This window comes from Streptomyces sp. N35, assembly GCF_016464295.1.
GTDB lineage: Bacteria > Actinomycetota > Actinomycetes > Streptomycetales > Streptomycetaceae > Streptomyces.
Genome location: NZ_JAEIMH010000061.1, coordinates 1 through 24,545 on the forward strand (window position 1 = coordinate 1; position 24,545 = coordinate 24,545).

The window sequence follows — 24,545 nt, forward strand, 5'->3', positions numbered from 1 at the left end:
GGTCGTCGGCCAGGCCCCGCGGGCCACGGCCGCCGGCGCGGAGACGGCCACGGCCGGCCGGGGCCACGGCCGCGACAAGGCCGCCCGCGGCCTGCGCTTCACGCCCGTGGCGCCCAACACCGCCGACCAGGTCACGATCCCTGAGGGCTACGCCCAGAACATCGTCATCAAGTGGGGCGACCCCATCCTGCGCGGCGCCCCCGACTTCGACCCGGAGCACCAGAGCGCCAAGGCCCAGGCCGGGCAGTTCGGTTACAACAACGACTACCTCGCCCTGCTGCCGTACGGCCGCGGCCGCCAGATCCTCGTCGCGAACCACGAGTACACCGACGAGGTCCTGATGTTCCGCGACTACGACGCGGCGAACCCGACCCGCGAGCAGGTGGAGATCGCCTGGGCCGCGCACGGTCTCGGGGTCGTCGTGGTCGAGGAGGACCGCAGGACCGGCAAGCTGACGTACGTTCCGCGGCATCACCTCAACCGCCGGATCACCGCCACGACGGAGTTCCGCGTGCAGGGCCCGGCGGCCGGCAGCGATCTGCTCAAGACCTCGGCGGACCCGACCGGCCGCAAGGTGCTCGGCACGCTCAACAACTGCGCGGGCGGTCAGACCCCCTGGGGTACGACGCTGCACGGCGAGGAGAACTTCAACCAGTACTTCGCCAACTCCTCGCGCGCGACCGACAAGCGCTACGGCATCGGCACGACGGCCTCCGAGCGCAAGTGGGAGCGTTTCGACAAGCGCTTCGACGTCGCCCAGGAGCCCAACGAGGTGCACCGTTTCGGCTACATCGTCGAACTCGACCCGTACGACCCGGACTCGACCCCCGTCAAGCACACCGCGATCGGCCGCTTCAAGCACGAGGGCGCGACCGTGCGGCTCACGCGTGACGGCCGTCCCGTGGTCTACAGCGGTGACGACGAGCGTTTCGACTACTTCTACAAGTTCGTCTCCTCGAAGCGGATGCGGCGCGGCAACTCCCGCTCCGACCGCGCGTACAACATGACGCTGCTCGACGAGGGCACGCTCTACGTCGCGAAGCTCACCGGCGACTCCCCGGCGATCGAGATCGACGGCACCGGGAAGCTGCCGTCGGACGGTGAGTTCGACGGCAGCGGCGAGTGGATTCCGCTGGCCACGGCCACCGCGAAGGGTGCCGTCAGCCATGTCGAGGGCATGAGCGCCGAAGAGGTCTTCGTCTTCACGCGCCTGGCCGGTGACAAGGCGGGCGCCACCAAGATGGACCGTCCCGAGGACGTCGAGCCCTCGCCGCGTACCGGCAAGGTCTACATCGCGCTCACCAACAACACCGACCGGGGCAAGGCCGGCAAGGCGGGCGCGGACGAGGCCAACCCGCGCAACCTCAACAAGCACGGCCAGGTCCTCGAGCTCACCGAGCGCTGGAACGACCCGACGCAGACGAAGTTCGCCTGGTCGCTGTTCCTGGTGGCGGGCGACCCGAACGATCCGGCGACGTACTTCGCGGGCTTCCCCAAGGACAAGGTCTCCCCGATCTCCTGCCCGGACAACGTGGCCTTCGACGACCACGGAAACCTGTGGATCTCCACCGACGGTGCCCAACTCGGCTCCCACGACGGCCTGTTCGGTGTCGCGACGGCCGGGGAGCGGCGCGGTGAGCTCAAGCAGTTCCTGACCGTCCCGAAGGGCGCGGAGACCTGCGGCCCGCTGGTCCAGGACCGCCGGGTGCTCGTCGCGGTCCAGCACCCGGGCGAGCTCGACGGCGCGACGGTCGACAACCCGCTCTCCGCCTGGCCCGACGGACCGGGCAAGTACGTCCGGCCGTCGGTCGTGGCCGTGTGGCGCAAGGACGGCAGCGACATCGGGGTCTGAGTCCCCTTCGTACGCGGCCCACTTGGGCATACGGGAACGGGGCACCCCTCCTGCCAGGGGTGCCCCGTTCTCGGCCTTTACGGGAGTGCCGGCTCTCCTGCCGTACGGGAGCGTCGGCTCTCCTGTCGTACGGGAGCTCAGCTCTCCTGGCCGCCGCGACGGCGCAGCAACGCGAAGCCCAGACCCGCGGCACCGGCCGCCGCCATGCCGCCACCGGCGGCGAGCAGCGCGGTGTCCTCGCCGGACGCGGCGCCCTCGGCACCGGCCTTGACGCCGCCCTTGGGCACGACGTTGTTCTTCTTCTGGTCCTTCTTGTCGCCGCCGTTGGACTTGCCCTCGGTCCAGCCCTTCATGGTGCCGTCGGGGTTGAGCACGAAGTGGGCGCCGTTGTGCCGGCCGTACGCGGCCTTGTTGCCGGACTGCTTGAGGGTGTCCCAGACGATCTTCTTGTCGGAGTCCGTGGCCTTGCCGATCATGTCGGCCTCGTAACCCGCCTTGGTCTTGTAGACCTTGGCGTCGAAGCCGGAGCCGCCGAGGTTCTTGTACTCGCGCACGAAGGTGCGGGTGTCCGGCTTCGGCTTGGGGTTCTCACCCTTCTTGTACGAGATCGAACCGTCCGGGTTCAGCGTGATGACACCGGTGCCGGTCTTGTACGTGGCGGGCTTGCCGTCCGAGGCGGACAGCGCGCGGACCACGCCGCCGCTGCCCTGGTAGATGTCGGCCTTGGCCATGCGCGCGGAGGCGTTCACCGAGACGATCGCGGAGTAGCCGTCACCGAGCTGCTGCTTGGGCTTGGACACCCAGCTCCCCGGCTTGGGGGTCTCGTCCCCGCCGTTCTTCTTGGCCGAGGCCTGGCCGGCCGGGGTCAGGCTGATGGTGTACCCGTCGATGACCTGGGACGCGGTGCTGCCGGAAGCGTCGAGGGTGCCGACCTGGGCGCCGCCCTTGTAGATCGCGGCCGAGGCGGAGTTCGCCGAAACCTTGACGCGTACGTCGGCCGAGAAGCCGCCCGCCAGCTGCTTCTTGCCGAGGGACTTCCACTCGTCACCGCCCGGCTTGGGCGTCTCCGGCTTGGTCTCGTCGGTCGGCGGCTTGGTCTCGTCCGTCGGCTTCGTCTCGTTGCCGGGCTTCGTCTCGTTCCCCGGCAGGACCTGCTCCTGGCCGGTGCCCGGCGCGGTCGGCGAGTCGGCGAAGGCGGCCGAGGTCGGAACGGCGAGGGCGGCGATGACGCCGGTGGCGATGGCGGCGGTACGGACGGTACGGCGGGTGGCGCGCATAGTGGTGACTCTCTCGTAGCTGTGGTGTCCCGGTCTGTGCCCCTTTGCGGTGGCGACAGATATGAAGCTACGGAGGTCATGTTTGGGTAATGCGTAAGCAATGTAACGGTTTACGCCAAACCAGGACACATCTCCATGAAGGCCCTCTGACCTGCGCTAATGCCCCGGAAGTCGCAGTACGGTCCGTGCGCCCCCGCCCGGTGCCGTACCGAACTCGACCTCGATCCCGAGCACCCCGGCCTGCCCCATCACGATCGTCAGGCCGAGACCGTGCCCCCTGCCGCGCCCGGGATCGCCGGTACGGAAGCGCTGGGGTCCCTGTTCCACCAACTCCCGTGGATAGCCGTCCCCTTGGTCCCGTACCTCGATCACCGGACCGTCCACGGTGAGGGTGACCGGCGGCCGGCCGTGCTTGTGGGAGTTGACGATCAGATTGCTCAGGATGCGGTCGAGGCGGCGCCGGTCCGTCTGCACCGTCACATCCCGTACGACCTCGATCTCGGCCTCCAGACCGGTGCCGCGGACGGCGTGCTCGACCAGCGCGCCGAGGCGGTGTTCGCAGAGCTCGGCCTGTTCCGCCCCGGCGTCCAGGCGCGAGATCTCCAGGAGGTCCTCGGTCAGTCCGCGCAGGGCCCCCAGCCGGTCGTTGATCATCTCCTTGGGGCGGCCCTCGGGCAGCAGCCCGGCCGCCGCCACCATGCCCGTCAGCGGAGTGCGCAGCTCATGGGCCACATCGGCCGTGAAGCGCTTCTCCGATTCGAGCCGGCGCTGCAGCGACTCGGCCATGCTGTCCAGGGCGGCCGCCACATCCCGCACCTCGTCATGGCCCCTGCCGCTCCCCGCGCTCATCCCCACCCGCGCGTCCAGGTCGCCGTCCGTGATCCGCCGCGCGACCGCGGCCGTGGCGCTGAGGCGGCGGCTGATCCGGGCGGCGAGGAAGAGCCCGGCGAGCGTGACGGTGCCGGCGGCAAGCAGCGCCGAGCCGAGGATCGCGGTGTCGATGGTGTCCAGGCGGGAACGGGTCGCCCCGAACGGCTGCCACACCGCCAGCGCCTTCCCGTCCGCGGGCGCGGCGCTCCACATCACCGGTTCGCCCGCGCGCTCGCCCACCATCGTGCCGCGCCGGCCGTCGGCGGCCAGTTCGTGCAGGCGCCGCGGGAGGCCGGGCGGGTCGATGCCGGCGTGTTCGGGCATGGTCGTGCCGTACTCGTACGCGCTGAGTGCGTAGTCCAGTTCGTCGCGGACCTCCTTGCGGACCTCGCCGACGACCTGGCGGGTGACCACGTTGTGCACGAGGACGCCGAGCACCGCCGCGACGGTGCAGCTCACCGCGGTGATCGTGAGGGCGATCCGCCAGCGAAGCCCCATCAGCGGCCGCCCGCCGTGCGGGCAGCGGCCGGGCGCGGTCCCCGGGGGCCGGTCATGTGCCCTCCGTCGGGCACGGCTTGCCCTGGCGCTCGGGCGCCCGGCAGGTGTCCAGGCTCAGCTGCTGCAGGAACATCCCGCGGCGGTCCGGGTCCCAGACATAGTCCGATACGGAGACATAGGTGGGGTTGGTGGTCGGCTCGCGGACCGCCAGATGCCCGGCCGCGACCTCCACGCCCTCCAGGACCGCGCGCCGGGAGAGCACCCGTTTCACCTGCTGGTCCTCGACGGTGTAGACCCGCAGCTCACTCATCCGGCCGTCGATGTCCACTGCTGTGATCAGCTCGTTCTTCCCGTCGCCGGTGAGGTCGTGCAGGACAGGGGCGCGTACGGGACAGGCGGCGCCGGAGCAGTCGGCCATCTTCTTGGCGGCGACCGGGTGGACGAGCCGCGCGGTCCCGCGGTCCTTGCGGGCGTCCTCGGCGATATCGGCCTTGACCACGTCCAGGGGTACGGCCTTGCCCATGTCCCCCGAGGGGATCTTGGGCACGCCCGGTACTCGCGTCGGCTGGCCCGCGCTCTGGCCCGGCGTGGGCGGGCTGGGGTGGGTGCTCTCCCACAGGGCGAGCGGGGTGGTGGCGGGTGCGGCGCTCTCCTCGGAGTGCAGCCCCTCGGCGTCGGTGCACGCCGCGGTCAGCAGCAAGGCGCCGAGCGCCAGGATGCGGGTGACCTTGCCGAGGGGGCTCATGGGCCCATCCTCGGCAATGGACGGGCGCGGGACCCGGTGGTGGCGCCCGTACGGGTGCGTGGTGCGGGGCGGGGTGCGAGTACGGGTGCGGGCCGGGGGGATCCGGTGCGGGTACGGGTGCGGGCCGGGGGATCCGGGGTGATGCTGACGGGAGAGGTGCCCGAAATGCACCGTTCGCGAGCGGCGTGGGCGGTGCGCGAGGCGTGCGGCGCAAGGAGAGAGCCATGACCCAGCCCACCGAACCCCAGGGCGGTCCCACGGGACCCGGCCCCTCCGACACCCACCCGGGGTGGGCCTCCGCCTCCACGGGGCCGTCCGCCGCGCCCGCCGGCGGCAAGGACCCCGGTTCCCGTTCCCTCTGGGCCGCGGGCGGCACGATGTTCGCCGGGGTCCTGATGGGTGTCGCCGGCATCGTCGGCGCGCTGCAGGGCATCGCGGCCATCGCCGATGACGACGTCTACACCCGGATCGGCGACTACGTCTTCTCCTTCGACCTCACCACGTGGGGCTGGATCCACCTGCTGCTCGGCATCGTCATCGCGGTCGCCGGGTTCGGCATCATCAAGGGGCAGGACTGGGCGCGCGGTGCGGGCATCGGCCTGGCGGCGCTGTACATCGTCGAGTACTTCCTCTTCCTGCCGTACGCGCCCGTCTGGTCCGTGATCGCCATCGCGATGGGTGTGTTCGTGATCTGGGCGCTGGCCACGGATTCGTCCTCGTCCGCGTGAGAGCGGGTTCGTGAGCGGAGGGCCCGCAACGGTCCCCGGGCCGCTCGCGTCTTCATACTGAAGAGGACAACGCGGCCGAAAGGGGCGGGAGTTGGACGCGCAAGCGGCGCCACGCGCCGAGCCACTGCCCGACCGGCCGCCCCTTCGGCGGCGGGTCGCGGCCTGGGGCGCGGGGCTCGTCCTCGCCGGCCTGACGGTGATCGTCGGCTGCCGTGCGCTCGACGTCGACGCGACGACTCCCGTACCGCAGCTGCTCGCGTTCCTGCCGTGGCTCCTCGTGCCCGGCGCGCTGGCCCTCGGCGCCGCGGCGCTGGCGCGCTGGCGGGCCGGGGCGGTGTGGGCGGCGGCGGTGCTCGTGGTCACGGCCTGGTTCCTGCAGCCGTACGATCCGGCCGGTTCGTCGGCGCCTTCGGCGCGTGCGGGTGGGGGCCGTGAGGCGGCCCGGATCACCGTCCTCACCTCCAACGTGCTGTTCGGCAAGGCGACTTCGGAGCTGATCGAGGCGGTACGGCGGGAGCGGCCGGATCTCGTCTTCGTGCAGGAATGCGATGCGGGCTGTCTGGGGGCGCTGCGGACGGGGCTCGCTTATCCGTACGAGTCCGCCGTGCCCTCGCCGGGCTCGCACGGGTCGGCGATTCTCAGCCGGTATCCGCTGGTGCGGGAGGCGGGGATCGCCTCGCGTCTGGAGATGCCGGGGGCGCTGGCGACGATCGCCGGGCGCAAGGTGCGGTTGCAGCTCGCGCATCCGGTGCCTCCCGTGCCGGGCGGTGTGGGGGTGTGGCGGCGGGAGCTGGGGGCGATGCGGGACTGGGTCGTACGGCACCGGTCCTCGGCCCCGCTCGTGGTGGCCGGGGACTTCAACGCGTCCCAGGACCACGCCGCGTTCCGTGCGCTCCTGGACGCGGGGCTGCGGGATGCGGCGGCGGTCACGGGCCGTGCGCGTACGCCGTCCTGGCCGACGTCGGTTTCGGCGCCCCTCGGCACCCAGATCGACCACGTCCTGGCGTCGCCCGCCTTCGTCCCGCGCTCGGCGCGGTTCCTTGAGCTGGCGGGGACGGATCACCGGGCGTTGGTGGTGGAGCTTTCGCTGGTCGGGGGGTGAGAGGGCTGTATGGGGCGTGCGGGTGCGGGTGCGGGTGGCTGTCGGGTGCGGGTGCGGGTGCGGGTGGGGGTGCGGGTGGGACCGGGAGCGGCTGCGTTGCCGGGCGCGGCTGGGGGGCGCCTGCGGCGGGCTGATTTCCCCTACCCGCCCCCTGGACCCCCGGCCCTCGACCACTCCCGCACCCCGCCCCTCGGCCCCTCCCGCACCCCGGCCCTCCGCCGCTCCCGCACATAATGGCCGTATGCCCCAACCGTCCCACTCCCGCGAAGCCGCCCCCGCCTTCACCCCACCCGAGTGGCTCGTCAGGACGTTGGGGACGCTCAGGCCCAGTCCCGCGCCCATTCCCTGGCCCGCCGTGTTCCGGGCCGCCGTCGCGATGACGTTGCCCCTCGTGATCGGTCTGGCCACCGATCACGTCGCGTACGGGGCGCTGGCCTCCATGGGGGCGCTGTCCGGGGTCATCGGTGACACTGCGTCCGCGTACCGGATGCGGGTCATCAACATCGCGATCCCCCAACTCTTCGGCGCCGTAGGGGTGTTGCTCGGCACGCTCGTCTACGGGCAGGGCTGGCTGGCCGTCGGGGTGCTCACGCTGATCGCGCTCGTCTCGGGGATGATCTCGACGATCGGCGCCGTGGCCTCCGTATCGGGGCTGCTTCTGCTGCTCAATTCGATCATCGGGGCGGGCCTGCCCATGCCGGGCGAGTGGTGGCTCGCGCCGCTGCTCATGACCGGCGGCGGACTGCTCGTCCTCCTGCTCGCGCTGCTCGCGTGGCCGCTGCGGCAGGGGAAGGCCGAGCGGACCGAGGTCGCCGGGGCCTACCGGCAGGCCGCCGCGCTGCTCGAGGCGGCGGGCGGGGACGCGGGCGCGTACGAGGACGCGCGGCAGGCCGTCACGCAGTCGCTCAACCAGAGTTACGACCTCGTGCTCGCCCGCCGCACCCGCGACCACGGCCGCAACCAGGACCTGGTCCGGCTCGTCACACAGCTCAACGCCCTCACCCTGATCGTCGAGGCCGCCCCCGCCGCCCACTTGAGCGGCCGCCCGCTTCCGCCCGAGGTGGCCGACACGGTGCGCCGCCTCGCCGACGGCGTACAGGGCGGGGACCCCGAGCGGGTCGAACTCGAGCTGCCGGAGGCCGAGTCCACCGCGGGGCGCGCCGTCGAGCACGCCGTACGGCATGCGGCCGACGTGATCGCCGGCGAGGACCCGCACAATGTCGACGACCGTCTCGGCACCCCGGCCGCCCTCACCCAGCGCGCCCGCCGCGCCGCGCGGAACGTCTTCGTCTCCGCCGAGTCCTGGCGCTACGGAGTGCGCCTCGCGCTGTGCATCGGCATCGCGCAGGCGCTCGTCTCGCTGGTCGAGTTCGAGCGCTCGTACTGGGTCGCGCTCACCATCACCTTCGTGATGAAGCCGGACTTCGGGTCGGTGTTCTCGCGGGCGGTGATGCGTGCGGTCGGCACCGCCGCCGGGCTCGTGGTCGCCGCCGCGGTCCTCGCCGAGGTGCCGCGCGGCTGGTGGGACGTGCCGGTGCTGCTCGTCCTCGCCCCGCTCATCCCGGCCCTGACCCCGCGCGGATACGGGTACCAGACCGCCGCCATCACGCCCGTCATCCTGCTGCTGTCCGACACCATGAACCAGCAGGGGTTCGGCCTGGTCATGCCCCGGCTCTACGACAGTCTGATCGGGTGCGGGATCGCGCTCGTCGCCGGCTATCTGCTGTGGCCGGAGAGCTGGTCGACCCGGATCGGCGACCGGCTCGCGGACGCCGTCGCCGACACCGCCCGCTATGTCGAGACGGCCTTTCTCGACCCCGCCACCCCCGGTGTCCCGGACCCCGCGGCCCGCGCACGGATGCGGCGCCGGCTGTACCGGGATCTGTCCTCCGTACGCTCGGAGTTCCAGCGCGCCCTCACCGAACCGCCGCCCACCGGGCCCCGGGCCGCCGCATGGTGGCCGCTCGTCGTCGCGGTCGAGCGGGTGGTCGACGCGACCACCGCCGCACGCGTACGGATCCGGCACGGCGCACCCCGCCCCGCGCCCGAGGAATCGGCCGAACTCTGCCGCCACCTGGAGGAGTTGGCCGAGGGCCTGCGGGACACCGACACCCTGGAGGCCGTCTGCGTCCCGCTCCCGGAGGGTGACGAGGACAGCGTCCTGGCTCCTCTCCGCCGCGAGATCCAGGCGACCCGCGCGATCGCCTCACCTCAGACGGCCGACAAGACGGCCTGACCCGGGCGGCCGACGAGGTGGCCCGACCCGGGCGGCCGGCAGGACGGCCCGGGCCGGGGTCTTGGCCCCGGGGCATGGCTGAACTCGGACCCGTGCCCTGGCCCCCCGCCCCGATCAGGACCGAACGGCTCGTGCTGCGTGAGTCCGAGGCACGGGACCGTACGGCATTCGTCGACCTGTACACCTCGGCCGAGGTGCACGCCTACCTCGGTGGGCCCCGGCCGCGCGCGGAGCTTCTGCGGGCGATCCCGCAGACGCCCGGGCGGCGCCCCGGCGTCTTCGTGGTCGAGCTCGACGGGTCCATGATCGGGTCGGTCGTCCTCGACCGGCGCGAAGCGGAGCGTCCCGGGCATGTGCGGCCCGGCGCCCAGGAGGCCGAGCTCGGCTACCTGTTCCTGCCGGCGGCCTGGGGACACGGGTACGCGGCCGAGGCCTGTGCGGCCGCACTCGGCTGGTGCGCCGGGGTGCTGCCGGGTGAGCCCGTCGTGCTCTGCACGCAGACCGCCAACGACCGTTCCCTGCGGCTGGCGCGGAAGCTGGGGTTCACCGAGGTGGCGCGGTTCGAGGAGTACGGCGCCGAGCAGTGGTTCGGCGTCCGGGGTCCGTCTCGCCCGTGATCCCCAGGTCAGCCGTGACCATAGGTCAGCCGTGATCCCTAGGTCAGCCGTGAAAGGAACGCCCGCAGAGCCGAGTTGAACTCCTCGGGCCGCTCCAGGTTCGGCATATGGGCCGCGCCCTCCACCACGCACAGCGTCGAGTGCGGGAGCGCCGCGTGCATCGCCTGCGCGTCCGCGACCGGGGTGTACGCGTCGTCCCGGCCGACCACGACCAGGGCGGGGCAGGTGACCCGGGTCAACAGGTCCTGGTAGTCCGGGCGTTCGGCCCGTCCGCGCAGCGCCGCCGCCGCGCCCTCCGGGGGCGTCGCCGTCATCATCCGCAGGACGTGCTCGGCGACGGACGGGTCCGCGTGCGGCGCGACCATCTTGTACAGGACCTCCTCCGCGTACGGCTTCATGCCCTCCCGTACGAGACGGTCGGCCATCTCCCTGCGGTGCGCCCTGCCCTCCTCGGTCTCCGCCTCGGGAAAGGTGTCGGCGAGGATCAGGCCCCGGATCCGCGGGCCGAACTGCCGGTAGCAGTCCATGACGATCTGGCCGCCCATGGAGAGCCCGCCGAGGACGAACCGGCCGATGCCGAGGTGGTCGACGAGGGCGCGTACGTCGGCGGCGAAGACATCGAGGGTGGTCCTGCCGGGGACGACCGTCGACGCGCCGTAGCCGCGCAGGTCGGCGGTGATGACACGGAAGTCCCTGCGGAACTCCGCCACTTGGGGTGCCCACATCGAGCGGTCGAAGGGGTGACCGTGCACCAGGACGAGGGCGGGACCGTTGCCCTCGTCGTCGTAGCCGATCCGTGCGCCGTCGAGCTCTGCGTTCGCCATGGGGACGAGGCTAGGTGAGGACGCCGTCCGGTCCCATGCCTTATCTGCTGTCCGGCCCCACGCCTCTTCTGCCGTCCGGCCCCACGCCTCATATCCAGCCCCGACGGGTTGCGATCACCCCGGCCTGGAAACGGTTCGCCGCGCCCAGCTTGTCGTTGAGCGCGCTGATGCGGCGGCGCATCGTGCGTACCGACCAGCCCAGCTGGCGCGCGATCGCCTCGTCCTTCAGACCGGCGACGAGCAGCGTCAGCATCCGGCGGTCGTCCTCCGCGAGGGGGTCATCGGCGGGGGCGTCCAGGGGAGTCGCCGTACGCCAGCACAGCTCCCAGTAGTCCACCAGACCGTCCAGGAGCGCCGAGGGCCGCAGCACCGCGGCGCGCACCTCTCCCGTGAAGTCCAGGGAGAGGGGCAGCAGGGCCAGGCGCCGGTCGGCGATCGCCAGCTTCACGCGCAGGCCCGGCAGGACGCGGGCCTCCTCGCCGCGCGAGATCAACTCACGGATGTCGCCGAGGACTCCGGGCCACTCCAGGGCTTCCGGTGCGTAGACCGCCCGATAGCGGACACCCCGTGTCAGGGCCGTCGCCTCCACGGGGTTGGACGTCGTCAGGGCGTACGGGGGCCGGTCGAGGGTGATGACCTCCTCGCGCGCCTCCTGCTGGAGCCGCACGAACCAGCGCCCCAACGCCTCGCTCCCGACGACGACTTCGACCTCCTCCGTCCCGCCGGACTGGGCCGCGTCGAAGAGCCGGGACAATTCGCCCGCCGCTTCCCGGACCGTGTCGAGTTCGGCGGTACGGGAGCGGACAAGTGCCTCGATCGCGGCAACCGGCTCGATCGCGGCATACCGGCGGCGCGCGCCCGAAAGCCGCCCCACCAGGCCGAGTTCGCGCAGCCGGTCCAGCGAACGGGCGGCGCGGTCCGTGGAGCAGTCGAGGGGCGCGGCGAGTTCGGCGGGCGCGGCGGTGTGGCGGACCAGCATCTCGCGGTAGACGCGCTCGTCGAAGGGGTCGACTCCGGCCGCGGTCAGCTGCCGGCGGGCGGTGTCGAGTGACTCGTGGGGCATGCGGGGATGGTGGCCTGTGTGTGCCAGGGACCGCAATGGGCCAGCCCGAATCGTTGTCCGGACCACTAGACGAGACGTAGGACGTGTACATGGCCCGGTCGGCCCGGGGCCACCGGGCCGAGCGCCGCACGGAGTCTGTGGGGGCTTCGTGCGGGGCCGCTCAGGCGCGTCGCCGCAGCCCCGGAACGCGGCGGCTGAGATACACGGCGAGGGCCACCACGAGCCCCACCGCGGCGATCACCCACACCGCCGTCCGCAGGCTCGACGTGAGGGCGTCGAAGACCGCGCCCGCCGCCCCCTTGGACACGTCCGGCGGCAGGTCCGAGAGCGTCAGACGCCGCGAGATCCACAGTCCGAGCCCGAGCAGCGCGGAGGCCAGCGCCATCCCGAGGGCCGTGGCGATCACGGCCTTGCGCCTGCGTACCGCCACAGCGATGCCCGCGACCGCGCAGAGCACGGCGGCGACGGGCAGCCAGATCCCCGCGACCTGCAACATGTGGAGCCCTTTCCTGAGCTGCACGAGATCCTTCGACTTCATGACCTCGACCTCGGTGTGCTGCACCGGGATCCGCCGCGCGAACGGCACCCCGTCGGCCACCAGCTGGTCCTTGACCTCCTGCGTGATCGGCGCGAGGTCGATCACGACACTGCCGTCGTCCCCGGACTTCAGGGCCTGCTGCACCGCCTCGTGCGCGGCCCGGATCGCCGCGTTCCAGGCGGTCCGGTACGCCTCGGTGCCGGTGAAGGACTCCACCGCCTCGTGCACGAAGGCGGTCAGCGTCCCCTGCAGCGGCCCGGCGTCGATGTGCTTGCCGATCTCACCGGCCACGGCGTCCGCGACCGCCTCCTGCACGTCCGGGTCCTTGGCGAGCGGGGCCATCGCGGCCACGTAGTTCTCGGTGTCGCCGATCTGGTACTTCGCCCAGGTGGAGAGCGCGCCGAGCGGCGTCAGGACACAGGCGAGCACGAGCAGCAGCGCTGCCATGAGACCCCGGGTCCTGTGCACGCCTCCCACGCTCGGTGAGCCGGGTACGGGGCGCGAGCGGGGGTGGTACGGGTGGGCTACGCCCGCGCCCCTATCCGCTTGCACCGTTAATCCTGGACATCTAACATCCAGATTATGAAGATGAACGAGGGCGTGGAGTGGGCGCTGCACAGCTGCCTCAACCTCGACTGGATCGGCGAGGGCCGTGCGGTCACGGCCGCGCGGCTCGCGGCGTACCACGCGCTGCCCACCGCGTACCTCAACAAGCAGCTCCAGGCCCTCGCCCGGGCCGGGATCGTCACGTCCACGCCCGGCCCGAAGGGCGGCTTCCGCCTCGCGCGCCCGCTGGAGCGGATCACGCTGATGGACGTGGTCGTGGCGATCGAGGGGCCGGACGAGGCCTTCCGCTGCGCGGAGATCCGTCAGCAAGGACCCGGCGAGACGCCGCACACCGGACATGAACTGCCGTGCGCCTTCGCCGAGTCGATGGCCAGGGCCGAGCTGGCCTGGCGCAAGGAACTCGCCGCGTGCACGCTCGCCGACGTACGCGAGCGGGCCCAGCGGCGGGCGCCGGCGGCGCGGGGGGCGCTGCGGCGCCGGGTCGGGGACAGCTGGGGGACTCGCCCCCTGCGATGGGGGCTCACCAAGGGGGTAATTCTGGATGTCGAATATCCAGGTGAGAGAGAAGGCCGCGGACGTACGGGGATGGCTCGCGGTGGCCGCGGTCGCCCTCGGCATCTTCACGGTGATCACCGCCGAGCTGCTGCCGGTCGGTCTGCTCACCCCGATCGGCGGCTCGCTCGAGGTCTCGGACGGTACGACGGGACTCCTGGTCACCGTGCCCGGCCTGGTCGCCGCGGTCTGTGCGCCGCTGCTGACCGTGGTGTCCGGACGGCTGGACCGCCGGCTCGTCCTCGCCGCCCTCATGGCCCTGGTCACCGTGGCGCACGTGGTCTCCGCGCTGGCCGGGGACTTCGCCTACGTGCTCGGGGCGCGGGTGCTGCTCGGTGTCGGCATCGGCGGTTTCTGGGCCTTCGCGGGCGGCCTCGCACCGCGCCTGGTGCCCGCGCATCAGGTGGGGCGGGCCACCGCCGTGATCTTCGGGGGTGTCGCCGCGGCCTCCGTGCTCGGGGTGCCCGCCGGCACCCTCGCCGGTGAACTCGGCGGCTGGCGGCTCCCGTTCGCCGCCGTGGCCGGGCTCTCGCTGCTGGTCCTGGCGGCGCTGCTCCTGCTGCTGCCCCCGCTGCCGCCCGGGCGGGGTCTGACCGCCGGCGACTTGACCGCACTGCTGCGGCGCAACCCCCGCGTCTGTACCGGACTGACGCTCACCGCCCTGCTCGTCACCGGCCACTTCCTCGCGTACACCTTCGTACGCCCGGTCCTGGCCGAGCGGTACGGCATCTCCGGCGCAGCCGTCGGCTGGCTGCTGCTCGGGTACGGAGTGCTCGGCCTCGCCGGCAACTTCCTCGCGGGGGCGCTGGGTCCGCGGCGCATCCTGTTCATCTCGGCGGCGCTCACCACCGCCCTGACCGCACTCGCCCTGCTGCCGGGCACAAGCCTGACCGGCGCTCTGCTGCTGCTCGCGTGGGGACTGGCGTACGGCGGGGTGTCCGTGGCCCTGCAGACCTGGTTCCTGACCGCCGCACCCGACGACATCGAGGGCGCGACCTCGCTCAACGTCGCCGTCTTCTGCCTCTCCATCGCCCTCGGCGCGCTGCTCGGCGGCCGCCTGGTCGACTCCCTGCCCGTGACCGCGGCGCCCGCCGCCGCGGCCGCACTCGTTCTCGCCGCCGCACTGGTGGCCCACCGGAAGGAAACCCGCTCATGACGCACGACCACCGCACGGACCGCAGCACCGAGGCCCGCGCCGACCGCAGCACCGAGGCCCGCACGGACCACCGCACCGAGGCCCGCGCCGACCGCCGCACCCTGCTCAACCCGTCGGCCCTGCACGACCCGACCGGTTACGGGTACACCCACGTGGCCGCCGCGGCCGGCCGGCAGGTCTTCATCGCCGGTCAGTACGCCTCCGACGAGACCGGCGCGGTCGTCTCGGACGAGTTCGACGCGCAGGTCGCCCGGTCGATGGCCAACCTCCGTACGGCACTTGGGGCCGCGGGGCTCGACTTCGCGGACGTCGTCCGCATCGGCACGTACATCGTCGACCACGACCAGGAGAAGCTGCACGTCCTGCTGAAGCACCTGCGCGCGGCATGGGGCGAGCGCCTGCCCGCCCAGACCTTGATCGGGGTGGCGGCGCTCGCCCTGCCGGACATGCTGTTCGAGATCGACGCGGTGGCGGTACGCGACCAGGCGTAGCCCGCCGTGCTCAGTCCTCGCTGGTGTAGAAGCGGTAGAACGCGGCGCATGCCACGGCCGCTCCGAACAAGCCCGCGTTGCCGGCGGACCGCAGCACGCTCTCGCCGGTGAGGCTGTAGAGGTAGCCGAACGCGATGCCCGCGAAGGCGCCCCAGGCGAGGGCGCGGGCCTCGCGCGGCAGCCTCGGGGCCAGCTTGATCACGGCGAGGAGGACCACGGCGAAGGCGACGGTGGCGATGATGCCGAGCCAGACGTTGCCCGCCGTGATGGGTCCGCCCGAGCGCTGGATCGCCGCGGCCCAGTAGCCGTAGACGAGGGCGAGGGCCGGGGTGAGCTTGACGGCCCAGCCGCCGAGTTCACCGGAGCCGAGACGGGTGCCGGTGGGCCGGGGTGCAGCATGAGCCATGGGACTTGTCCCTTCGTGTGCCGAGGTCGGTGGTGTGCCGGGTCAGCGGTGGTGGCGCCACTCCTGGCGGCAGGCATTGCACGGATCGTCCTTCCAGCACGGGTTGTTGTGGTCGTGCCGGTGGTGCTGCTGGTTGCCCGAATTGTTGGCGGAGGGGCGCCAGTTGCCGCAGTCGGGGACGCCCCGGCTCGTCGAGATGTACGCGCCGCTGGCCCAGGCGCGCTCGCCGGTCAGCCAGAACCACGACGAGTTGCCGTTCACGTTCTGGCCGTAGACCCCGCACTGGATGCGGTCGCTCGCGCCGTTGGCGAGCCGGCCGACCACCGCGGACCAGGTGTTGGGCTCGGCCCGCAGATTCAGGCTGCCGCCGGAGACCACCGTGCCCCAGATCGGACCGTTCTCCCACTGCGGGGCCGCGGTCAGGGCAGTCGTGGTCAGGCGAATCGTGCTCAGGGGAGCCGTGGTCGCGGGAGCGGCGGCGGGGTTCGTGGTGGCGTTCACCGGGCCGACGGCCGGGACGGTCAGAGCCGCTGCCGCGAGAACCGCGACGGCCAGGGTTCGCAGGGCCGGGGACGTGCGCATGTTCGCCCTCCTTCATCCCCTCCGGGACTCCGGGATCCCCTCCTCAAGGAAATCCCCCATTCGGCGGATCTGCCACCCGAACCCCAGGTCACGGGCCTGCCAGGCCGTCCGCCGGCTGCGCTAGATCCCATCTGGCGACCTGCGCGCGCCGGTCTGGCGCCTATTGGTCGAGAGCGAATACGCGGCCTACTGGTCGAGAGCGAATACGAGCACGAGGAGGCGGCACGATGCAGGACCGTGAAGGATCCGGGCGCCCCCTCGACGTTGCCGTGATCGTCGGGTCCACCCGCGAGGGCCGGATCGGCGCCGACGTGGCGCGCTGGTTCACCGAGCGGGCCGCCAAGCGCGACGACCTGGCGCTCGACGTGATCGACCTGGCCGACTACCCGGACTTCCCGGCCAGCTATCCGGCCACCCCGACGGACGCGATGGCCCGCTTCACGTCACGCATCGCCCGCGCCGACGGCTTCGTGATCGTCACGCCCGAGTACAACCGCAGCTTCCCGGCCTCGCTCAAGCAGGCCATCGACTACGCCTACGACGAGTGGCACGCCAAGCCCGTCGGCTATGTCGCCTACGGCTTCGACAGCCGGGGACTGTACGCGGTCGAGCACTTGCGGTGCGTGTTCACCGAGCTGCATGCGATGAGTTTGCGCGACTCGGTCGGTCTGCATCTCGTCGGGGAAAGCCCGGGGCCTTCCGACGACCGGGACGACCGATCCGTCACCGCCCTGCTCGACCAGCTCGTGTGGTGGGGGCTCGCCCTCAGGGAAGCCCGGGCCCGGCGCCCGTACACCTCCTGACAGCGCACAAGGACACAGCGACACCCGATCAACTCCCGTGGAAGGAACGGAAGATGAGCAAGAACACAGCGGCATCGTCAGGAGGCCTGGCGATCGAGACCGCGGGCTTGGTGAAGACCTTCGGTGAGAACCGGGCCGTCGACGGCGTCGACCTCGCCGTCCCGGCCGGCACCGTCTACGGCGTCCTCGGCCCCAACGGCGCCGGCAAGACCACGGCCGTCAAGATGCTCGCGACCCTGCTGCGTCCGGACGGCGGCGAGGCGCATGTGTTCGGCCACGATGTCGTACGGGAAGCGGACGCCGTCCGCAGCCGGGTCAGCCTGACCGGCCAGTACGCGTCGGTGGACGAGGACCTGACCGGCACCGAGAACCTGGTGCTGCTCGCCCGCCTGCTCGGCCACAACAAGAAGGCCTCGTACGAACGCAGCGCGCAGCTGCTCGAAGCCTTCGGTCTGACCGAGGCCGCGGGGCGCCAGGTGAAGAACTACTCGGGCGGTATGCGGCGCCGTATCGATATCGCCGCGTCCATCCTCAACACCCCCGACCTGCTCTTCCTGGACGAGCCCACCACCGGTCTCGACCCGCGCAGCCGCAACCAGGTCTGGGACATCGTCCGCGCGGTCGTCTCGCAGGGCACGACGGTCCTGCTGACCACCCAGTACCTGGACGAGGCCGACCAGCTGGCGTCCCGTATCGCCGTGATCGACAAGGGCAAGGTGATCGCGGAGGGCACCAAGGGCGAGCTCAAGGCATCGGTCGGCGCGGGCTCCGTGCACGTACGGCTGCGGGACGCGCACCAGCGCCCGGACGCCGAGCAGCTGCTCAAGCTGACGCTGGACGCGGCCGTGACCCTGGAGCCCGACCCGGTGGCGCTGACCGCGCGCGTGGGCGGCGCAGGAAACGGTGAGGCCGCGGCCGAACAGGCCTCGCGCGCCCTGGCCGAACTGGCCCGCGCCGGCATCACCGTCGACAACTTCTCGCTCGGGCAGCCGAGCCTGGACGAGGTCTTCCTCGCCCTCACCGACAAGAAGCCCGCGACCGGCCAGGAGTCGGCGCTCGCCGAGGAGGCAGCAGCATGAGCACCGCGACCACCACCACCGAATCGGCCGAACTCGCCCCGGTCTCCACCGAGACCCTCGCCGAGTTGCTCATCGCCAAGGAGCGGCCGCCACGGCCCAGTGCGTGGTCCGCCTCCCTGTCGTTCGGGTGGCGGGCGATCCTGAAGATCAAGCATGTGCCCGAGCAGCTCTTCGACGTGACCGCGTTCCCGATCATGATGGTCGTGATGTACACGTACCTCTTCGGCGGTGCGATCGCGGGCTCGCCGAGCGCGTACATCCAGCAACTGCTGCCCGGCATCATGGTGATGAGTGTCGTGATGATCACGATGTACACGGGTGTCGCGGTCAACACGGACATCGAGAAGGGCGTCTTCGACCGCTTCCGTACGCTGCCGATCTGGCGGCCCGCGCCGATGGTCGGCTACCTGCTCGGCGACGCCCTGCGCTACACGATCGCGTCCCTGGTGATGCTGGTCGTCGGCCTGATCATGGGCTTCCGTCCGCACGGCGGTGTCGTCGGTGTCGTGGCCGGGATCGCGCTGCTGATCGTCTTCTCGTTCGCGTTCTCGTGGATCTGGACGATGTTCGGTCTGATGCTGCGCAGTGAGAAGTCGGTGATGGGCGTCAGCATGATGTTCCTGTTCCCGCTGACCTTCCTCAGCAATATCTTCGTCGACCCGGTGACGATGCCGGGCTGGCTGCAGGCCTTCGTCAACAACAGCCCGATCACGCATCTGGCCACGTCCGTACGCGAGTTGATGGACGGCAACTGGCCGGCGGCCGACCTGGCGTGGACGCTGGGCTGGGCCGGTCTGCTGCTGCTCGTGTTCGGGCCGATCACGATGCGGCTGTACTCGAAGAAGTAGGCGCGCCCGACTTGTCGGGGCCCCGGAGCGCACGTCGGCTCCGGGGCTCTTGCATGTGCGCTGCGGGCCAACCCCGGGTGCGCGTCACCTGCCAATTCAAGGTCTGTGCAAGATTGTTGCGAGGCCGGATCCCTAGTGTTGAGTCCGATCAGCACGTGCCCCCTGGAACAGGACCACCACCGTTCAGCTACCGAAGTGCAAGGGATAGGGACGATGATGAAGAGCCGCACCGCACGCACCACGTCAGGACTCATCGCCGGTGTGATTGCGGCCTCCGGAATGGGGGTGGTGGCCACGGCAGGGCCTGCTCACGCGGCATCCACCTGCACCGGATCCTACGCCTGGAAGTTCAGCAGCAGCTTCTTCACCTGGCTCCCCGCGCGAGGGGACACCACCATATGCAACCTGGCTTCCGGCAACAGCGGGTCGGCCGTCGCGAGGCTCCAGAACACACTGGTCCTCTGCTACGGACAGCACATCGTGGTTGACGGCAACTTCGGCAGGAATACGAAGTTGGCGCTCGAGGCGGCCCAACGAGTCGAGAAGATCGAAGACGACGGTCTCTACGGCTTCGACACCCGGCGCAGCCTCAAGTGGCCCAAGCGGAACATCAAGGGTGAGACCTGGACCGGCACCTGCATTCGGGCTTGGTGAAGTACCCCATGGGCCCGACCAGCTCTGCATCCTGATCGCTGCGAACCTCGGACTCCCTTGGATCATGATCCCGATTGCGGTTACCGCAGGCAGGTCCGGGGCTCGATACAGCGGGAAGGAACGGGCAGGGGGAGGAGGTGCCGGCCTACAGCCGCCAGCTCGGCGCCGGGTTCGGTGGGCGGTAGGCGCAGGTGGAGCCGGTGCTCACCGCACCCCGCAAATGCGCCGCCAGGGCCGGATGGCGGTCGTCGAGGCGGCGCAAGGTGTCGCGGATGCGGGCCGTCACCGCCTTGCGTGCCCGTTCCGCCTCGTCGCCGAGGCGGCGGGTGCGGCCGCCGAGGCCCGCGGCCCGCCGCAACTCGTCGAGCAGCGCGGCCCGTTCGCTGACGAGCTTCTGCGCGCGCTCCGGCGTCGGCGCGCGGTCGATCTCCTCGTCCAGGCGGGCCAGATGCCGCTTGTAGCGGCGCTTGGCCTCGTCGTCGAGGACCGCGTCCCCGCCCATCGACCCGGCCGCGACCACCTCGGCGCCGCCTTCGGGGGCGAGCAGATGGACCGCGGGGACGTCCGCGCCCGGGCGGCTGAGCAGCAGCCGCAGATCGCGCAGGCCCTTGGCGTCCGGCATCGCCACGGTCCGGCCCTCGTAGGTGAGCTGCCAGACGGCTCCGTCGAAACGGAACGCGTAGGCGGCGGGAGCCGGTTCATGCCGGTCGGCCAGCAACGGGCGGACGCGTGCGGTCACTTGAAGCATCCCGATCTCGTCCGCCTCCTGGCTCACCCGCTCCGCGAGCGCCGGCGCGGCCGGCAGTCCGCGCGCCGCCATGACCTGCGCGAGCCGGGAGTTCGCCTCGAGCGCCCAGGGCCTCGACTGCAGCAGCTCCGCCGAGCGGGCGGCCGCCGTGGAGCCTTCGGCGGCCTCCTCGAGATGGCCGAGCGCCTGGTCGCACAGGGCGATCCAGTGGATCGCGGGGCCGCTGGTGTCCCAGCCGAACATCGACACCAGCCAATGGTCGGCGTACGGGAGAAGCGCCTCGCGGGCGCGTGCGCACAGTCCGGGTTCGCCGGAGGCCGCGGCGGCCTGGGCCTGGAGGCGCAGCCGCAGCGGCAGAAAGCCCTGGTCGCTCTCGGCGCCGCGGTCGAGCAGGTCGCGGGTGAGGGCGATGGCCGCGGCCAGCTCGGGGTCGAATCCGGGGCCGGCGGAGGGAAGTTCGGGCCCACCCGTGGTGCCAGGGCCGTTCCCGGTACCGGGCCCACCCACGGCGCCGGGGCCATCCCAGGCACCGGGCCCACCCATGGCGCCGGGCCCGTCAGCCGCCCCGGCCCCGCCCCCGCGCATCTCCGACCGCTCCACCGCCGTGATCCCCGCGACGATCCGCTCGATCCACGGCAGCGGCTTCGGCGCCACGTCATGGCGGCCCTGCAGCATGGCGAGGGCCCAGCGGTGGTGGTCGAGGAGCGGGATCATGTAGTCGCCGCCGTGCCGGTCGCGCTCCGCGAGCCCGGCCGCCTCCGTGGTGTGTGCCTCGGACTCGGCGAACCGCCCGGCGAGCGCCGTGATGATCGCCTGGTCGACGGCGGCACCGATGTCGAGCCGCGGCAGATCCGCCTGCTCGGCCATGGAGACATACGTCTGGAACTCGGTGAGATAGCGGGGATCGGCGAGCTCGACAAGGCCCACCCAGGTCAGCGCGCGGGCGAAGTGCTCGCCCTCCACATCGCCCATCCGCCGGGTCAGCGCGGTCAACTCCTCGACCAGCGCGACCCGTTCGGCAGCGGTGCCCGGTCCCCAGATGGCGTGATGGCGGGCCCACAGGCTGAAGCCGAGCGCGTCGTCGTCCCCGTGCCGCCGCGCGAGCACCGCGGTGCGGATGCTCAGCTCCTGGGCGAGCTCCTCCGCCGTGAGCTCGGCGGAACGCCGGCCGCCGAGCGCGGAGTGCGCCTCGCGAAGGAGCTCCTCGGCGGTGCCCTGCCGCAGCGGCGGCAGCGGATGGAAGTGCCCGTGCAGCGACAGCGCGACCCGCGCCATCAGCTCCGCCGAGCCGAGCGCGCGGGCCTCGTCCACGGCCGCCTCGAACTCACGGCGTGCCTCATGCGGCGCCGCGCCGTGCCGCAGCGAGTCGGCGAGCGCGAGCCGGGTGATCACCTGCAGCCCCGGCTCCGGCACCTCCGCGGCGCGCTCGACGGCCCGCCGCAGATGCCCCAGGCCTTCCTCGGTGGCCAGCCGCGACCCCGCGTCCTGTGCGGCATCCCGCAGCAGCCGCACCACCGTCTGCGCGGGCACGGCATCGCCCGCCGCATACGCGTGCTGGGCCAGCTCGCCCGGCAGCACCTGCGCCGCGACCGCGGGCACCTGCTCCCAGGCCCGTACGAACGCGGCATGCCGCTGCCTCAACTCGCCCTCGTCCAGGGCGTCGTGGAGCGTCTCCCGGACGAGATCGTGCACGAACCCGAAGCGTCCGCCGCCGTGCGAGGTGACGAGCCGTGCGGTCACCGCCTGGTCGAGCAGCCGGTCCACATGCGCGGCCGGCGCCCCTGCCACGGCCGCGAGCACCTGCCGGTGGAACTCGCGCCCGAGCACGGCGCCCGTGGAGAGCAGCGCGGACACCGCGTCCGGCAGCAGCCCGAGCCGCCGTCGCACCATCTCGCGCACCCCGGGCGCGATGGCGTCCACGGACGCGCCGCTCGCCCACAGCCGCGCGGTCTGCTCGACGAAGAACGGATTGCCGCCCGTGCGCCGGTGCACCTCCGTGACCAGTTCGTCCGACGGCTCGCGTCCGGCGGTACGCGTCATCAGCGCGCGGGTCTCGGCCCGGTCGAACCCGGTGAGGGTGACCGTGGTGGCCTTCGCGACCAGCGGCAGCATCAGCTCCCGCAGCGGATGCCCGGCCGTCTCCACCTCGGCGTCCCGGTAGGTACCCACCAGGACCAGACGCTCGAACCAGGCGTGCCCCGCGGCGAATTCGAGCAGCTTGAGGGTGGCCGGATCGGCCCAGTGCAGATCGTCGAGCACGAGCAGCACGGGCCGCTCCTGCGATACGGCGACCAGCGCACTGGTCACGGCGTCGTGCAGCGCGAACGCGTCCGGATCGTCCCCCGCGCCAGGGCCCGCCCCGGCCCGCGCCCGCACCTCGCCGAGCAGCACCCCGAGCCCGCCGCCCGCGGCCTCCTCGGCCCGGGCGACCTCCTCGGGCGTGGCCCAGCGGCGCAGCGCGCGCACGATCTGCACCCACGGCCAGTAGCCCGGGGCGCTCCCCGAATCCCAGCAGGCTCCGGTGAGCACGAGGGCACCGAGCTCGCGCGCCTCCTGCGCGGCCTCGGTGACGAGGGTGGTCTTGCCGATCCCGGGTTCGCCCGTGACGAGGAGCAGACCGCCATGGCTCTCGGCGGTCCGCGTGATCTCCGTACGCAGCACGCGTGCGGGGTGCTCGCGCCCGATCAGTGCGGGGGTCATGCCTGGAACGATAGGCCGACCCACTGACAACCGGCCTGTCGTTTCCACCCGGACCCTTGAGGGGACCGCCTGTCGCTGACGGCTCCGGGGCCCTCCACCGCGTACACAGTGACCATGTGCCACTACTGCGGATGCCGGGACATCCCGCTGATCAAGGAGTTCATCGCCGAGCACGAGCGCGTCACGGACGCGGCGGGCGACGCGGCCCGCGCGCTGGACGCGGGGGACGTGGAGCGGGCACGCGAGCTGGTCGCCGTGATGGCGCGCGAGCTCGCCGCGCACTGGGCGGGTGAGGAGAACGGGCTGTTCGCGGTGATGCGGGACGACCCCGAGTACGCGGACTACATCGACGACCTCGTACGGGAGCACCGCGAGCTCGCCGCCCTGCTGCCGTCGCTCGATCTGACCGACGCGGCCGATGTGCGCACGCTGCGCGAGGCGATCGACGAACTGCACCAGCACATCGCCAAGGAGGAGGACGGCCTGTTCCCGGCGTCGCTCACGGCGCTTTCGGGGGAGGACTGGAACCGGTCGATGGCGGCTTGGCAGGACGCGCATCCCGGAGAGACGCATCCCGGGCGCCCGGCACCCGGGGAGCCGAAGCCCTGAGGCGTTGGGCCTGCGGGGCCTTCAACTCCTCGTACAGAGCGGGCGCACGTGCTGTTCAGGTGGCGGGCCTGCGCAGCAGCCACTGGCCGAACGTGCGGCGGGCCGGCCGCACCACGATGCGGCCGTGTGCCTTCTGGCCGGCCAGTTCCACCCGCAGGACGACCGGCGTATCGGGATCCGCCGGATCCGTACGGTGCTTGAGCTTGCAGTGCACCAGCTGCAGACCGTCGGTGTCGACCACCACGCCCGGCCTGGTGATGAGGGTGAGGGTCTTGCCCGCGCCGGCCAGATCGATGCTCAGGGTGTCGTGGGTGATCACGGCGTCGGTGAAGTCCAGCGTGACCTTGCAGTACATCACCGCGAGCTCCATCCTGCGCGGTACGACCCAGCGCCCCACGCGCTCGATCGGTGAGCTGTGGATCTGCTCGATCCGCACCAGGTCCTTGGCTTCGGGCCCGCGCTCACCGGTCTGTGCGGGCAAGTCCGCGGTGAGCGGGGCCAGTTCGCCCAGGGTGCGCGCGGACAGGGCGGCTTCGAGGCGCTCGTCCAGCTCGTCCGAGGTCAGCAGCCCGTCGCCCGCGGCGATGCGCAGCACATCCACCACCCGGTCCCGGTCCGCGTGAGAGGCCCGCACCTCGGGCGGTGGGCCGGTGTGCTTCCCCGTGGGTGACATCTCTCCCGACATGCCTGCGAGCCTACCCAGGCGCGGCGGCGGGACCAGGGGTGGATACGGGGGAGCCCGGGCTCACCGCGGAGCTAGCCCTCTTCGCCACAGCCTCAGGACGCGCACGACGAGGCCCGGATTACGGGCGGGCGGCAGCGTGGGGGCAGGGGCAGGGGCAGGGGCAGGGGCCCGGCGGACCGGAGCCGGCTCCGTCCGGTCCGCGGTGGGCGGAGGCGCTGCGGGCGCCGCGCCCGGATAGTCCTCCCGGATCTCCGGGGCCGGACGGCGGGGACGCTGCGGGGGAACGGTGTACGACTGGGCGCGGAGGTAGGCCGA

The 24,545-nt window shown here is 72.1% G+C and carries 22 protein-coding genes and 1 pseudogene; 13 read left to right on the forward strand and 10 right to left on the reverse strand.

Annotation, left to right across the window (positions count from 1 at the left end; translation table 11 throughout):
- On the forward strand, positions 1 to 1,852 hold a 1,852-nt coding region (locus JAO81_RS28675; RefSeq protein ID WP_199550860.1), incomplete at its 5' end, for a PhoX family phosphatase.
- 137 nt (positions 1,853 to 1,989) lie between these two features.
- Here JAO81_RS28675 and JAO81_RS28680 read toward each other — a convergent pair.
- The 3 genes from JAO81_RS28680 to JAO81_RS28690 all read right to left on the reverse strand — a co-directional run bounded on the left by JAO81_RS28680 (position 1,990) and on the right by JAO81_RS28690 (position 5,242).
- Positions 1,990 to 3,129 (reverse strand): hypothetical protein, encoded by a 1,140-nt coding sequence (locus tag JAO81_RS28680; RefSeq protein ID WP_199550861.1) that lies wholly within the window; start codon positions 3,127 to 3,129, stop codon positions 1,990 to 1,992.
- A 156-nt stretch (positions 3,130 to 3,285) separates the two neighbouring features.
- Positions 3,286 to 4,497, reverse strand: coding sequence for a HAMP domain-containing sensor histidine kinase (locus JAO81_RS28685; RefSeq protein WP_199550862.1), 1,212 nt, complete (start codon positions 4,495 to 4,497; stop codon positions 3,286 to 3,288).
- 52 nt (positions 4,498 to 4,549) lie between these two features.
- The gene (locus JAO81_RS28690) at positions 4,550 to 5,242 is read right to left on the reverse strand and encodes a hypothetical protein (RefSeq protein ID WP_199550863.1); all 693 of its coding nucleotides are present in this window, start codon (positions 5,240 to 5,242) and stop codon (positions 4,550 to 4,552) included.
- A 224-nt stretch (positions 5,243 to 5,466) separates the two neighbouring features.
- On the opposite strand from JAO81_RS28690, the gene JAO81_RS28695 reads away from it, so the two are divergent.
- The 4 genes from JAO81_RS28695 to JAO81_RS28710 all read left to right on the forward strand — a co-directional run bounded on the left by JAO81_RS28695 (position 5,467) and on the right by JAO81_RS28710 (position 9,925).
- On the forward strand, positions 5,467 to 5,970 hold the full coding sequence (locus JAO81_RS28695) for a hypothetical protein (protein WP_374194362.1): 504 nt from the start codon (positions 5,467 to 5,469) through the stop codon (positions 5,968 to 5,970).
- A 91-nt stretch (positions 5,971 to 6,061) separates the two neighbouring features.
- A complete protein-coding gene (locus JAO81_RS28700; protein WP_199550864.1) occupies positions 6,062 to 7,072 on the forward strand; it encodes an endonuclease/exonuclease/phosphatase family protein in 1,011 nt (336 codons plus the stop codon).
- A gap of 241 nt (positions 7,073 to 7,313) precedes the next feature.
- Positions 7,314 to 9,308 (forward strand): FUSC family protein, encoded by a 1,995-nt coding sequence (locus tag JAO81_RS28705; protein ID WP_199550865.1) that lies wholly within the window; start codon positions 7,314 to 7,316, stop codon positions 9,306 to 9,308.
- A gap of 74 nt (positions 9,309 to 9,382) precedes the next feature.
- Positions 9,383 to 9,925: a GNAT family N-acetyltransferase gene (locus JAO81_RS28710; RefSeq protein WP_199550866.1), complete on the forward strand. Its 543-nt coding sequence runs from the start codon at positions 9,383 to 9,385 to the stop codon at positions 9,923 to 9,925.
- A gap of 38 nt (positions 9,926 to 9,963) precedes the next feature.
- On the opposite strand, the gene JAO81_RS28715 is transcribed toward JAO81_RS28710, so the two are convergent.
- The 3 genes from JAO81_RS28715 to JAO81_RS28725 form a co-directional block, all read right to left on the reverse strand.
- The gene (locus JAO81_RS28715) at positions 9,964 to 10,749 is read right to left on the reverse strand and encodes an alpha/beta fold hydrolase (RefSeq protein WP_199550867.1); all 786 of its coding nucleotides are present in this window, start codon (positions 10,747 to 10,749) and stop codon (positions 9,964 to 9,966) included.
- Positions 10,750 to 10,837: 88 nt separating this feature from the next.
- A complete protein-coding gene (locus tag JAO81_RS28720; protein ID WP_199550868.1) occupies positions 10,838 to 11,812 on the reverse strand; it encodes a LuxR C-terminal-related transcriptional regulator in 975 nt (324 codons plus the stop codon).
- Between the two features lie 160 nt (positions 11,813 to 11,972).
- Positions 11,973 to 12,797, reverse strand: coding sequence for a hypothetical protein (locus tag JAO81_RS28725; protein WP_199550869.1), 825 nt, complete (start codon positions 12,795 to 12,797; stop codon positions 11,973 to 11,975).
- A gap of 141 nt (positions 12,798 to 12,938) precedes the next feature.
- On the opposite strand from JAO81_RS28725, the pseudogene JAO81_RS28730 reads away from it, so the two are divergent.
- From JAO81_RS28730 to JAO81_RS28740, 3 genes and pseudogenes are all read left to right on the forward strand, one after another.
- Positions 12,939 to 13,394, forward strand: a pseudogene (locus JAO81_RS28730) (Rrf2 family transcriptional regulator); the annotation flags it as partial.
- Between the two features lie 64 nt (positions 13,395 to 13,458).
- The gene (locus JAO81_RS28735; protein WP_199550870.1) at positions 13,459 to 14,625 is read left to right on the forward strand and encodes an MFS transporter; all 1,167 of its coding nucleotides are present in this window, start codon (positions 13,459 to 13,461) and stop codon (positions 14,623 to 14,625) included.
- Positions 14,622 to 15,116 (forward strand): RidA family protein, encoded by a 495-nt coding sequence (locus JAO81_RS28740; RefSeq protein ID WP_199550871.1) that lies wholly within the window; start codon positions 14,622 to 14,624, stop codon positions 15,114 to 15,116. The genes JAO81_RS28735 and JAO81_RS28740 overlap by 4 nt, the downstream gene beginning before the upstream one ends.
- Positions 15,117 to 15,126: 10 nt before the next feature.
- Here JAO81_RS28740 and JAO81_RS28745 read toward each other — a convergent pair whose 3' ends face one another.
- Both JAO81_RS28745 and JAO81_RS28750 read right to left on the reverse strand, forming a co-directional pair.
- Positions 15,127 to 15,522, reverse strand: a complete 396-nt coding sequence (locus JAO81_RS28745; protein WP_233416055.1) for a hypothetical protein — start codon at positions 15,520 to 15,522, stop codon at positions 15,127 to 15,129.
- A 42-nt stretch (positions 15,523 to 15,564) separates the two neighbouring features.
- Positions 15,565 to 16,104, reverse strand: a complete 540-nt coding sequence (locus JAO81_RS28750) for an SH3 domain-containing protein (protein WP_199550872.1) — start codon at positions 16,102 to 16,104, stop codon at positions 15,565 to 15,567.
- A gap of 227 nt (positions 16,105 to 16,331) precedes the next feature.
- On the opposite strand from JAO81_RS28750, the gene JAO81_RS28755 reads away from it, so the two are divergent.
- From JAO81_RS28755 to JAO81_RS28770, 4 genes are all read left to right on the forward strand, one after another.
- Complete coding sequence (locus tag JAO81_RS28755; RefSeq protein WP_199550873.1) at positions 16,332 to 16,907, forward strand: NADPH-dependent FMN reductase; 576 nt, start codon at positions 16,332 to 16,334, stop codon at positions 16,905 to 16,907.
- A gap of 53 nt (positions 16,908 to 16,960) precedes the next feature.
- Positions 16,961 to 17,986: an ATP-binding cassette domain-containing protein gene (locus tag JAO81_RS28760; protein WP_199550874.1), complete on the forward strand. Its 1,026-nt coding sequence runs from the start codon at positions 16,961 to 16,963 to the stop codon at positions 17,984 to 17,986.
- Positions 17,983 to 18,834 (forward strand): ABC transporter permease, encoded by an 852-nt coding sequence (locus JAO81_RS28765; RefSeq protein WP_199550875.1) that lies wholly within the window; start codon positions 17,983 to 17,985, stop codon positions 18,832 to 18,834. Before JAO81_RS28760 ends, JAO81_RS28765 begins: the two co-directional genes overlap by 4 nt.
- Positions 18,835 to 19,047: 213 nt before the next feature.
- Positions 19,048 to 19,488 carry a peptidoglycan-binding domain-containing protein gene (locus JAO81_RS28770; RefSeq protein WP_199550876.1) on the forward strand — a complete coding sequence of 147 codons (441 nt, stop codon included), beginning with the start codon at positions 19,048 to 19,050 and terminating at the stop codon, positions 19,486 to 19,488.
- 145 nt (positions 19,489 to 19,633) lie between these two features.
- Here JAO81_RS28770 and JAO81_RS42825 read toward each other — a convergent pair whose 3' ends face one another.
- Positions 19,634 to 22,936, reverse strand: a complete 3,303-nt coding sequence (locus JAO81_RS42825) for an AAA family ATPase (protein ID WP_233416056.1) — start codon at positions 22,934 to 22,936, stop codon at positions 19,634 to 19,636.
- 114 nt (positions 22,937 to 23,050) lie between these two features.
- Between JAO81_RS42825 and JAO81_RS28780 the strand changes: the two genes are divergently transcribed.
- Positions 23,051 to 23,545, forward strand: coding sequence for a hemerythrin domain-containing protein (locus JAO81_RS28780; RefSeq protein WP_199550877.1), 495 nt, complete (start codon positions 23,051 to 23,053; stop codon positions 23,543 to 23,545).
- Between the two features lie 55 nt (positions 23,546 to 23,600).
- On the opposite strand, the gene JAO81_RS28785 is transcribed toward JAO81_RS28780, so the two are convergent.
- The gene (locus JAO81_RS28785) at positions 23,601 to 24,230 is read right to left on the reverse strand and encodes a DUF1707 domain-containing protein (RefSeq protein WP_199550878.1); all 630 of its coding nucleotides are present in this window, start codon (positions 24,228 to 24,230) and stop codon (positions 23,601 to 23,603) included.
- Positions 24,231 to 24,545: the final 315 nt, after the last annotated feature.

Bases quoted from the DNA above. Each gene is read 5' to 3' on its own strand.
- JAO81_RS28745 (WP_233416055.1), bottom strand. From the start codon at position 15,522: ATGGCTCATGCTGCACCCCGGCCCACCGGCACCCGTCTCGGCTCCGGT.
- JAO81_RS28755 (WP_199550873.1), top strand. From the start codon at position 16,332: ATGCAGGACCGTGAAGGATCCGGGCGCCCCCTCGACGTTGCCGTGATC.
- JAO81_RS28690 (WP_199550863.1), bottom strand. From the start codon at position 5,242: ATGAGCCCCCTCGGCAAGGTCACCCGCATCCTGGCGCTCGGCGCCTTG.
- JAO81_RS28780 (WP_199550877.1), top strand. From the start codon at position 23,051: ATGTGCCACTACTGCGGATGCCGGGACATCCCGCTGATCAAGGAGTTC.
- JAO81_RS28760 (WP_199550874.1), top strand. From the start codon at position 16,961: ATGAGCAAGAACACAGCGGCATCGTCAGGAGGCCTGGCGATCGAGACC.
- JAO81_RS28705 (WP_199550865.1), top strand. From the start codon at position 7,314: ATGCCCCAACCGTCCCACTCCCGCGAAGCCGCCCCCGCCTTCACCCCA.
- JAO81_RS42825 (WP_233416056.1), bottom strand. From the start codon at position 22,936: ATGACCCCCGCACTGATCGGGCGCGAGCACCCCGCACGCGTGCTGCGT.
- JAO81_RS28720 (WP_199550868.1), bottom strand. From the start codon at position 11,812: ATGCCCCACGAGTCACTCGACACCGCCCGCCGGCAGCTGACCGCGGCC.
- JAO81_RS28740 (WP_199550871.1), top strand. From the start codon at position 14,622: ATGACGCACGACCACCGCACGGACCGCAGCACCGAGGCCCGCGCCGAC.
- JAO81_RS28785 (WP_199550878.1), bottom strand. From the start codon at position 24,230: ATGTCGGGAGAGATGTCACCCACGGGGAAGCACACCGGCCCACCGCCC.
- JAO81_RS28685 (WP_199550862.1), bottom strand. From the start codon at position 4,497: ATGGGGCTTCGCTGGCGGATCGCCCTCACGATCACCGCGGTGAGCTGC.
- JAO81_RS28750 (WP_199550872.1), bottom strand. From the start codon at position 16,104: ATGCGCACGTCCCCGGCCCTGCGAACCCTGGCCGTCGCGGTTCTCGCG.
- JAO81_RS28725 (WP_199550869.1), bottom strand. From the start codon at position 12,797: ATGGCAGCGCTGCTGCTCGTGCTCGCCTGTGTCCTGACGCCGCTCGGC.
- JAO81_RS28765 (WP_199550875.1), top strand. From the start codon at position 17,983: ATGAGCACCGCGACCACCACCACCGAATCGGCCGAACTCGCCCCGGTC.
- JAO81_RS28680 (WP_199550861.1), bottom strand. From the start codon at position 3,129: ATGCGCGCCACCCGCCGTACCGTCCGTACCGCCGCCATCGCCACCGGC.
- JAO81_RS28710 (WP_199550866.1), top strand. From the start codon at position 9,383: ATGGCTGAACTCGGACCCGTGCCCTGGCCCCCCGCCCCGATCAGGACC.
- JAO81_RS28715 (WP_199550867.1), bottom strand. From the start codon at position 10,749: ATGGCGAACGCAGAGCTCGACGGCGCACGGATCGGCTACGACGACGAG.
- JAO81_RS28695 (WP_374194362.1), top strand. From the start codon at position 5,467: ATGACCCAGCCCACCGAACCCCAGGGCGGTCCCACGGGACCCGGCCCC.
- JAO81_RS28770 (WP_199550876.1), top strand. From the start codon at position 19,048: ATGATGAAGAGCCGCACCGCACGCACCACGTCAGGACTCATCGCCGGT.
- JAO81_RS28735 (WP_199550870.1), top strand. From the start codon at position 13,459: ATGTCGAATATCCAGGTGAGAGAGAAGGCCGCGGACGTACGGGGATGG.